Below are 9,621 nucleotides of genomic sequence, written 5' to 3'. Positions count from 1 at the left end.
CTTCCCGCCCTGCCCCACCTGCCTCCAATGGCAGACACCTGCCCCGTCCTCCAATGAACGGACGGCGTGAGGTCCAATGGACGGCGCACCTCAGCCCAGGAAGTCGGACAGGTGGTGCGGGAGTGCCTCCGGCTCCGACGCGCGAACGTGAACGGGGCCCCACCTCCCGGAGAACCGGGTTGCTTTGCCGGGGAACACGGGTTTTGGCGTCCCAGCGCGCCCGACCTCGTGATTGAAACCCCATTCCACCACATGGTAGGACGGTGCGGGCCGCTCGCAGTCGACCAAACATCATGGAATCCCGCGGAGCTGAACGACCTCGCCGGCGTCTGGCTCGAATCATCGCAGGCGTGCTCCTGGTTCCCATCGCGGTCCTCGCGGTGGTGCTGCTCACGGTGGTGGTCGCGCTGCACAACCTCGACCGGCCCTGGCTGAAGCAGCGCATCGTCTCCCAGGTGGAAGCGGCCACGGGTGTCCGGCTGGACTACCAGACGCTCCAGGTGGCCCTGCTCTCCGGTCTGCGGCTGGAAGGGCTGGTCGTACAGACTCCGCCGCCCTTCCATGACGTCGCCCCCGAGCTGCTGCGCGTCGGCGGCCTGGAGGCCCGGTGGTCGCCCGGCTCCCTGCTGAGCGGGCCCGTGCGAATCGAGCGGGTGGCGGTGCGCGACGTGGCCCTGGCCCTGGTGGCCGACGACGCCGGTCCCACCTCGCTGACGGCGTTGTCGGGGCCACCCGCCCCCGAGCCGTCACCCGTGGAAGCCTCCCCCGGAGCCTCCGGGCAGCTCGCCGCCCTCCTGTCCTCCGCGCCGCCCGTCGGGAGCGTCGAGGTGTCGGGCGTGTCGTTGAGCTACGTGCGCGTCCGGAACGGAGAGGTCCAGGAGCGCTGGTCGCTGCGGGGGCTCGCCGCCGAGGTGGAAGCGAAGCCTCAGGACGCGGGCTGGAAGCTCTTCGCGAGGATGGGGCGGACGGAAACGCCGCTGTCGCTGGAGCTGAGCCGTGAAGGCCCTGCCCTTCCACCGGCCCTGGCGCAACTGGAGCTGGCCCTCTCGGCGGAGGCGGGAGCGACGGCCGCTCGCGCGCGGGTGGACCTCGATGTCGCTCGGCAGACCTTCGAGCCGCGGCTCACGCTCCGCACGTTGCTGCACGGCGCGGCCTCCGCGACGTTCGATGGCGAGAAGCGGCACATCGCCATCGAGCTGGAGCGCACCCGGCTGACCGACAGCGCCGAAGTGCAGGCGCAGGTGGTGCTCCCGGACGCGGCGGAGGTGCCGCCCGTCGTGACTCGCGCGCGAGTGGACGTCGATCTCGCCCGGCTGCTGCAATGGCTCCCCGCCGACTGGCGGCCGTTCTCCGTCGAGCGCGGCAAGGTGCATCTGGACGCCCAGGAGGTCACCCTCAGCGCCATGCCGCGGCTGGGAGCCCAGGGCAGACTCGGCCTGGACGTCGACGTCGCGACGCTCCAGCTCGTCCAGGACGGGCTTCGGGTGGCGCTCGGCGGGGGTCGCGTCTCGCTGGTGGCGACCCCGGATGCGCAGACGGGGCTGGCCTCCCGGCTCGCGTTCTCGCTCCAGGGCTTGGAGCTCCAGGGGCCCACCTCACTGCGTGTTCCGAAGGCCTCCGGTGAGCTGACGGGCCAGCGGCTGCGGCCGGACCTCTCCTCCCCCCTCAAGGTCGCGGGGGACGTGGCCCTGTCCGGAAAGGTGGAGGCCGTGGACCTCCGGGCCTCCGGGCTCCGTGCGAGCGCGGAACGGCTGGGATTGCAGCTCCAGGCCCCCCTGGCGGGAGAGCCGCCCTTCGCATTGAAGGCGGACGTACCCGTGGAGTCGCTCCACGTCGTCATGGCGGATGGGCGCGAGGTGCTGAAGGGCCCGGTGCGCGTGAAGCTCGACGTGTCGGAGCTGTTCCCCCTGTGGGAAGAGCCGGCGCGCAGCCGCGCCCGTGGCCGGCTGGCGCTCGACGTGGGCACGATGCACGCGTCGCTGGATGCCACCAAGGGGACCGACACGCTGGCATACACCCTGGCTGTCGACACCCCGGACCTCGTGGCCGCGCGGCCCTTCCTGCCCGAGCCGGTCGCCGCGCGCCTTCCCTGGAAGCACCTGGGCGTGAACCTGGCCTCCAAGGGCCGGGTGGCGGCGCTCTTCTCCGCCTCGCCGCGGCTGGAGCACCGGACGGAGCTGCGCCTGCAGCGGCCGGGATGGGACGACGTGTCGGCCAGCACCGCCGCCCTCGTGCTGAGCTCGCGGGGCGATGTCTGGCGGCACCAGGGGGACCTGGACCTTCGAGTCGACGGGCTGCGCGTCGGCGAGCTGGACCTGGGGACTCAACACCAGACGCTGACGTTGGACCTCGACCGCCGCAAGCCGTCCGTCCGGCTGGGGCTCACCAGCAAGGCCGGGCAGAAGCTCACGCTCGATGCCGCGCTGGCGTTCGACCGGAAGACGCGCGCGCTGCGCTGCGACGTCACGGGCGACCTGCCTCCTCTCGGTGCCCTGTCACCGCTCCTCGCCCGTGCCCAGGTGCCGAAGGAGCTGGACACCTCGCGGCTCGCGTTGAACGTCGACGTGCACGGCACGCTACTCGGCGTCGTCACGGACATCACCGCGAACGGAGTCCCGAGCCTCGTCCCCGACCCGCTGCGGACGGCCAGCTTCGAGGGCAAGGCGGCGGTGGTCGCGCGCGGCTTCCGCTGGAGGCAGGACGCCACGTCCATCAACATCCCCACCCTGAACTGGCAGGTGGACGCGCGCGTGGAGCAGACGCGGCGCATCGTCCACAGCCGCCTGACGTTGGAGAGGCTCGGGTTGGGCCTGAGCGATCGCCGGCTGACGTTCTCCGACGTGACCAGCGACACCACCGCCACCCTTCCCCAGGACTGGGAAGCGGAGGACATCGAGCTGAGCCACCGCATGTTGGTGCGGGCCTTCGAGCACAAGCCTGCGCTGCCCTATCCGGTCCAGGACGTGGAGTGGTCGTTCTCCGCTCGCCGCAAGCCCCATGGCGTCTTCCACGTCCCGGACTTCCAGCTGGTCCACCCGGGGACGGGGACCCTGCTGAAGGTCCGCGGCCGGCTCGACCTGAGCGACAACCGGCGCCGCCTCGCGATGCGGGGCGAGCTGGAGCAGGACCTGGCGAAGCTCGCGCAGCGCGGCATCGTCGAGAGCAGCGGCAAGGTCACCTTCAATATCGGGGTGGCTTCACCCGACCTGGTGGCCTTCCGGACGCGCTCCAACCTTCTCTTCCAGAACGTGAACGTGCGGCTGCCGGAGTCGGGCGTCGTCATCGAGGCGCTCGATGGCAACGTGCCGATGATCGAGAACGTGGAGTTCACCCAGGGCCGGGTGCGGCTGCAGAACGACATCGACCTGCACCCGTACTCGATGCTCCGTTACGCCGACCAGCACCCCCTGCTCTCGAACGGTGGCTTCGTGTCGGCGGGCAGCATCACCACGCCGATGCTCTCCATCGCGCCCCTGGCCGGCAACCTGTCCATCAACCAGAACGTGGTCTCCATGAGCCAGCTGGAGATGGGCGTGCGCGGCGGGCGCGTCACCGGGCAGTGCACGCTGGACTACCAGGGGCAGAACTCCATCCTCGAAGCACACGTCCGGGCGACCGGCGTGAAGTCCTCGCGGGGCGAGCCCTTCGACGGAAACGCGGCCGTCATCATCTCGGGCAGGGACCGCAGCATCAACGGCCGCGCGGAGATCCTCCGCATCGGCAACCGCCACCTGCTCGACCTGCTCGACCTGGAGGACCCGCACCATGCCGACCCCGCCACCAACCGCGTGCGCTACGCGTTGAGGCTGGGCTACCCGGAGCATGTGCGCGTGAGCTTCAACCACGGCTTCGGCCGCCTGAGCATCACCATGGGCGGCCTGGCGAAGCTGATCAGCATCGATGAAATCCGGGGCATCCCCATGGGCCCCATCATCGACCGGGCCATCACCTCCCTGACCCTTCCCGAGGTCATGCCATGAAACACCGCGGGTTTCCGCTGCTCGCCGCCCTCGCCTTCTCCGGGTGCATCAGCGCCCCGGAAATCGTCATGGTCGACCGCGCGACAGCGCTCGAGGAACAGGCCGCGGGCTCGTTCGAGGACGTGGAGCGGCGACTCGCCCGGGCGGGCATGAGCCCGACGCCGGTGCCGCTCACGCCCAACCAGTTGGAGGACCTGGGCATGCAGCCCGCGCCGCTGGTCGAGACCAACGGCCGGACGCAGGCGGACCGCGTCGACGAGCTGCTGCGGCGCCACTGCCTGGGCGAAGGAAAGGACGGGCTCTTGGTGGACACCCGGCGCCAGTGCGTGGCGGGGCGCCTGACGGCGGATGACCTCGCCCTCATGGAGCGCGTGAACCGGGCCCGGATGCAGCTGTGGCAGTGGATGCGGACGGTGCGCCCCGCCGCCACCGAGGAGTCGCTGCGGCGCAACTGGCAGCAGGTGCACGCGACGGGAGTCATCTGCGGCGGCTGGGTCCAGGCGGATGACGGCACCTGGGGAGAGAAGAAGTGCTGACGCCCCGCGGCCTGTGCGTCCTGGCCCTGGCCGTCCTCGTCGCGGGCGGTGCGTGGGCCCAGGACGATGAGAACGACGGCGGCCTGCGCACGCCCTCGCGGCTCACCGTGGGCATGGGAGACCACTTCCTGGGGCAGCTGACGCCCGACGGGCACACGCTCATCTTCGTCTCCAACCGCAACATCGCGACGGAGATCTACGCGCAGGATCTGGAAGGAGGTCGCGAGCGCCGCCTCTTCGACGAAGGCGCGGACGTGACGTGGCCGCGCATCAGTCCCGACGGCAGGCACCTGCTCTACGTCTCGTTCCGCAACCAGGCCAGCGGCCAGCTCTGCGTCCGTGATTTGCCGGGCGCGGAGAACCGTCGCTGCCTCGAGGAGGAGACCAGCGCGCTGCAGGCCGAGTGGATCGACGCCTCGCATGTCGCGCTGGTGAGCCGGGCGACCATCCAGGGCGACCTGCACCTGTCGCGCGTCACCGTGGAGAAGAAGCTGAGCGCGAAGCCCCTGCTGGAGCGCAACCTGACGAGCCCCACCCTCTCGCCCGATGGCCGCTGGCTGGTGTACGTCCCCGTGCAGCGCTCCGTGAAGCAGGTGGGCCCCGGGTTCGCCGCGCGCGCCTCGGCCCACCTGGAGGCACTCCGGCTGGACCGTCCCGAGGCCGCCCCCATCCCGCTGGCGCTGGACCTGCCGGGACAGACGGGTCAGCCGGTGTTCTCGCGGGATGGGCGCTCGCTGTACGTGGTGCAGTTCTTCACCGACTCCAACGCGGACGGCGTCATCGACGGCGGCGACAGCGGAGTGCTGTTCCGGGTGCCCTTCGCCTCCGAGCGCGACGACGCGCCCCAGTTGGCCGCCGCCTCCAGTCCAGAGCAGCTCACCAGCGTGTCCTGGAACTGCGAGTACCCCGCGCCCTCGGCCGAGTCCCTCATCGCGACCTGTTCACGCGACGGGTCGCTGGACGTGTACCAGCTTCCGCTGGATGGCCAGGTCCCCAGCGCCTGGGACATTGCCCGTCTCAGGGAGGAGCTGACCATGGTCGGCAGGCGCGCGGATCAACTCCTGCTCTACCGCCAGCGCCTGCTGCGTGAGGACCGACCCAAGCTCCGCCGGCTGTTCATGATGCGGCTGAGCCTGCTCCACCTGGCCTTCGAGGACTTCCATGCGGCGGAGTTCTACGCCCGCGGCATGCGCGCGGTGAGCGACCCCGACACCGCGGGACTGGCGGAGCCGTTGCAGCTGCTCATCGAGCACCGGCGCGCCATGAAGGACCGGGATCGCGGCCGCATGATGGACGAGCTGAACGAGGCCGAGAAGCGGCGCCTGGCCGCGTTGGAGCCGGCCGCCGCGCCCAGTCCGCCCTCCGCCGTCTTCCAGCACGTGGTGCGCAGTGAGCTGTACGAAGCCGCGGGCAACTTCACGCAGGCGCGTCAGGAACTGGAAGCGGCGCAGGTGACGGACACCACGCCGCGCGCGGTGCTGGAGGCCTGGTACGACCGTGCGGACTCGCTGTACCGCAAGCTGGAGGACCGGGAGGCCCTGGTGGAAGCCGGCCGCCGGCTGTCCCTGAGCAAGGTCTTCCCCGCGGATGACCAGCTCGACTTCGCTCGCGCCGCCGTCCGTGCCCTGTACCGGGGACGCCCCTACGCCGAGGCGGATGCCGCCATGGCTCAGGCCCTCGCCTCGGCGCCCGCGGGCTCGGCCTATGCATTCGCATTGGAGATGGGCCGGCACGTCAACGCGCTGCACGAGGAGCGTCCCCCCCGCGAGGTCCGGGAAGCACTGCTCGCGTTCTACCGCCGGCAGACGGACCCCTTGCGCCGGCGCGCGCTGGTGCAGGACGCCGTCGAGCGCGCCTCGAGCCTTGGCGCCGACGGCATCCAGGAGGCGCTGGCCACGGTCTACGTCGAGGACGCCCCGGCCAACACCGAGGAGCGCCGCCGGGCCGAGCGGTTGTTCCGCCGCGCGATGATGGGCCGCGCCTACCGCCGGCTGGCACGGGAGCGCATGGACGACGCCCGCGCGGACTTCGACCTCGTGACGCAGCGGACCGGCTCCCTGGAGAGCGCCGTGGAGTCGATGAACCTGCGCCTGCGCGCCGGCGTCAGCCCGGCGGTGGTGGAGAAGGAAGTCACCACCTCCGTGGCGAGCAAGGCCGGGTCGCTCGCGAGCTTCGTGAAGGCGTACCTCCTCGCGCGCCAGCTGCCCGAGCTGGATGACGACGCCCACGCGAAGGCGGTGGAGGCGGCCGTGAAGCACCTGCGCGCCTCGTGGAAGGACCTCAAGAACCAGCGCGCGGCGCATGCGCTCCAGGGCGCCATCCACCACGAGGACTTCCTCCGGAGCCGGAACGCCGCCGCCGCCGAGCGCGCCAACCGGCACTACCTGATTGCGTTGGACCTGGTGCGCAACAACGTCCGCTACAAGGCGATGATTCTGGGCGCGCTGGGGCTGCTGCACACGCAGGTGGGCAACTTCCACATCGCCCTGGGCCACCTCGACCAGCGGGACAAGCTGCCCTACGTGGACAACGCGGCGGGGCTGGCGGTGTCCCTGGCTCGCGCCCGGGCGCTGCTGCACGTCGGCAAGGCCGAGGAGTCCGCCAAGGCCGCGGACCAGACCCTGGCCATGGTGGACGCCTCGCCGAAGCTGGCACCTTTCGTCCCGTTGGTGGTGGACCGCGCCGCGCTCTACAACCTCGCCGCGGGCAAGTTCGAGCGGGCCCTGGCGCTCTACGACCGGGAGCTGCCTCTCCTGGAGGCGGCCCCGCGCGACACGGAGGGGCTGCGCAACCGGCTGGTGGTACGGCTGGCCCGAGGCGCCGCGGCGCTGGGAGCGGGCCTGCCCCGGCGGACGCTGGAGGACCTGGACGACGTGGACCGTGACCTGGCCACCCCTGCCGTGCGCGAGACGCTGAAGTGGGCCCATGCCTCGCCCGAGCACGCGCGGCGCTCCTATCGCCTCATCGCCGCGGGGCTGCGCGCCAACGCGGAGACGAAGCTCGGGCGCCTGGATGCCGCCGCCCGGGCGCTCGAACAGCGGCGGGCGCTGTTCCTGGAGCAGTTCGACGAGACGGACCGGGACGAGGACATCGGCGCGGTGACGCTGGCGGAGCTGCGGCTGGCCGAGAATGCCGTGGACCGGCAGGATTCGGCGCAGGCGGCCCGCTGGCTGGGCATGGCCATCGCGCACGCCGACACCCTGCGCGAGCGCACCCATACCCCGGTCTATTCCGGTCAGCTGGACGTGCTCTGGTTCGCGGCGCAGCTGCACTCGGATGGGAACACGCGGATGCCCTTCGACGTGCTCGGGCGCGTGGGTCAGGCGCACCAGTCACTGGTCGACCAGCGGACGCCTTCCTGGCGTTCCTATCGGGCGTGGTTCGAAATCTACCTGGCGCTCGGCGCGAACCCGCCCGCGGAGGTCCGGGACGCCCAGGTGACGCCCGCGGCGCCGTAGCCCGCCCGTGGCCCGGGTTCAGGCCACGGGCGAGGCGGCGCCCTTCCCCATCCGCCCCTTCAGCTCCGCGAGCGCGAAGCGTCCCGGGCCATTGCACGCCACCACGTTCACGATGGCTTCGGCGGGGATGGCGCGCGCGAGCAGGACGCCGTTGGGTGCGCGGAAGACGCGCAGGCCCGAGTCCCGGAGTCGCGCGGGGGACACGACCAGGAGCACATCCACGCCGGCCCGCTTGCCCACCTTCGATTCCGCCGTGGCGGCCAGGTGGACGTGGGTGCGCGCGGCGGAGTGGATGCCTTCTCCCGAGAGGATGGCGCGAGCCGAGCCCACGGAGGTGCCGTGGTAGAGGAGCGAGTCCGAGGTCACTTCCTCCCAGCTCCGCTCCAGCCCTTCGAGCGTCACGGGAGTGCCCTCCAGCGAGTGGCCCTGCACGGCGCGCACCTGCTTGCCCCGCACCTCGTAGCGGGACTTGTTGTTCTCCGCGACGACCTCATCGAGATCGTCCCGAGACAGGCCCGTCAGCCGCAGCACGTCGCCGATGTTGGCGAAGCCCGCGGAGTCCATGGCGAGGCCCGTCTCCCGTGCGCCATGACGTAACAACCAGGACAGCTTCTTCGACTTCCTGGTGAGTGCCTGGAGTTCCTTCTCCTGATGCCGTGAGGTGGCCATGACCGTTCTCCGTTCTTTCGATGGAGGAACAGTAGCCGGCTCCCGTCCGGACGACGAATCGGACCTTTTCAGCAGCTATCGAAAAGATGGATGGTTGGGCTCATGGACACGGATGGATTGCGCGCGCTGGTGGCGTTCGCGGAGGCTGGCTGCAACCTGACGCTCGCGGGGCGTGCCATCGGGCTGTCCCAGCCGGCGATGCATGCGCGGCTGCAGGGGGTGGCGAAGGCGCTGGAGACGGCCCTCTACGAGCGCCGGGGCCGGCGACTCCAGCTCACGCCGGATGGAACCCGAGTGCTCGCCTGGGCGCGTGACGTGCTGGAGCGTGAGCGCGCCCTGCTGGTGGAGCTGCGGCAGGGACAGGCGGAGGAGCGGGTGGTGCTCGCCTGTGGAGAGGGAGCCCTGGTGCACGTGGTGGCCGAGCGCATCGCTCCGCTGCTGCGTGAACGGGCCGGCGTGCTGTCCTTCCTGGTGGTGGATGGGCCCGGGGCCGTCGCCGCGGTGGAGCGAGGCTCGGCGCACCTGGCGGTGGTGGCCGGGCCGGCATCGAGTCCCCCGGGCCTGCGCTCGCAGCCCATCGTCACCGCCGCGATGCTGGCGGTGGCCGCGCGGCAGCACCCGCTGGCGCGGGCGGGCCAGGAGGTGGACGTGGGGGCCCTGCTGGAGCACCCGTTGCTGGTGCCGCCGCTCGGTCGCGCCCTGCGGGCCACCCTGGAGGACGCCGCGGCGGCACGTGGACGGGCACTCGAGGTCGCGGCGGAGGTGACGGGCTGGGAGGCGGTCTGCCGGCTCGCGGCCCTGGGCGTGGGAGTGGGCATCGTCAACGACGTGGTGGCCACCCCGGGCCTCACGCGCCTCACCGTGCGCGGCCTGCCTCCGGTGACCTACCGGCTGCTGATGCGGCGCGGCCGGGGCACGCGGCTCGCGGAAGAGGTGGTGCGGGCGCTGCTCGGCTGACACCGTCGCGCATTCCGGCTC

At 71.5% G+C, this 9,621-nt stretch carries 5 protein-coding genes; 4 read left to right on the top strand and 1 reads right to left on the bottom strand.

Features of this window, described 5'->3' with window-relative positions; translation table 11 throughout:
- Window positions 1–293: 293 nt before the first annotated feature.
- The 3 genes from HG543_RS28285 to HG543_RS28275 are packed head-to-tail and all read left to right on the top strand — an operon-like array spanning window position 294 to window position 7,974.
- Window positions 294–3,980 (top strand): translocation/assembly module TamB domain-containing protein, encoded by a 3,687-nt coding sequence (locus tag HG543_RS28285; RefSeq protein ID WP_169347997.1) that lies wholly within the window; start codon window positions 294–296, stop codon window positions 3,978–3,980.
- The gene (locus HG543_RS28280; protein ID WP_169347996.1) at window positions 3,977–4,516 is read left to right on the top strand and encodes a DUF1318 domain-containing protein; all 540 of its coding nucleotides are present in this window, start codon (window positions 3,977–3,979) and stop codon (window positions 4,514–4,516) included. The genes HG543_RS28285 and HG543_RS28280 overlap by 4 nt, the downstream gene beginning before the upstream one ends.
- Window positions 4,510–7,974, top strand: a complete 3,465-nt coding sequence (locus HG543_RS28275; protein WP_169347995.1) for a PD40 domain-containing protein — start codon at window positions 4,510–4,512, stop codon at window positions 7,972–7,974. The genes HG543_RS28280 and HG543_RS28275 overlap by 7 nt, the downstream gene beginning before the upstream one ends.
- A gap of 18 nt (window positions 7,975–7,992) precedes the next feature.
- Here HG543_RS28275 and HG543_RS28270 read toward each other — a convergent pair whose 3' ends face one another.
- Window positions 7,993–8,643, bottom strand: a complete 651-nt coding sequence (locus HG543_RS28270; protein ID WP_169347994.1) for an RNA 2'-phosphotransferase — start codon at window positions 8,641–8,643, stop codon at window positions 7,993–7,995.
- Between the two features lie 90 nt (window positions 8,644–8,733).
- Between HG543_RS28270 and HG543_RS28265 the strand changes: the two genes are divergently transcribed.
- Window positions 8,734–9,600 (top strand): LysR family transcriptional regulator, encoded by an 867-nt coding sequence (locus HG543_RS28265; protein ID WP_169347993.1) that lies wholly within the window; start codon window positions 8,734–8,736, stop codon window positions 9,598–9,600.
- The last annotated feature ends 21 nt before the right edge of the window (window positions 9,601–9,621 follow it).

Source organism: Pyxidicoccus fallax, from assembly GCF_012933655.1.
Taxonomy (GTDB): domain Bacteria; phylum Myxococcota; class Myxococcia; order Myxococcales; family Myxococcaceae; genus Myxococcus; species Myxococcus fallax.
The sequence above is the reverse complement of the archived record's forward strand: the minus strand, read 5'-3'. Positions and strand labels throughout refer to the sequence as shown.

Bases quoted from the DNA above. Each gene is read 5' to 3' on its own strand.
- HG543_RS28285 (WP_169347997.1), top strand. From the start codon at position 294: ATGGAATCCCGCGGAGCTGAACGACCTCGCCGGCGTCTGGCTCGAATC.
- HG543_RS28270 (WP_169347994.1), bottom strand. From the start codon at position 8,643: ATGGCCACCTCACGGCATCAGGAGAAGGAACTCCAGGCACTCACCAGG.
- HG543_RS28265 (WP_169347993.1), top strand. From the start codon at position 8,734: ATGGTTGGGCTCATGGACACGGATGGATTGCGCGCGCTGGTGGCGTTC.
- HG543_RS28280 (WP_169347996.1), top strand. From the start codon at position 3,977: ATGAAACACCGCGGGTTTCCGCTGCTCGCCGCCCTCGCCTTCTCCGGG.